The following is a 267-nucleotide window of genomic DNA, read 5'->3' on the forward strand; positions in this document are numbered from 1 at the left end:
TGTAGTGGGTGGTCAGGAACACGGTCGTACCCCAGTCGCGGCGGACGCGGTCGAGGTAGTCCCACAGGTCGTGGCGCGCGACCGCGTCCAGGCCCTGGGTCGGCTCGTCGAGGAACAGGACGTGCGGGGTGTGCACCAGGGAGCGGACGACCTCGAACTTGCGGGCCATCCCACCCGACAGCTTGCCCACCTTCGTGAACAGCGAGTCGCGCATGCCGACGACATCGGCGAGCTGCTCGACCCGGTCGCGGTAGTCGGCCGGCATCA

At 68.9% G+C, this 267-nt stretch carries 1 protein-coding gene; it reads right to left on the reverse strand.

Annotation, left to right across the window (positions count from 1 at the left end; genetic code table 11):
• On the reverse strand, nt 1-267 hold a 267-nt coding region (locus tag BN358_RS23545), incomplete at both ends, for an ATP-binding cassette domain-containing protein (protein ID WP_157593428.1).

The organism is Sedimentibacter sp. B4 (assembly GCF_000309315.1).
In the GTDB taxonomy this organism is placed as follows: domain Bacteria; phylum Bacillota; class Clostridia; order Tissierellales; family Sedimentibacteraceae; genus Sedimentibacter; species Sedimentibacter saalensis.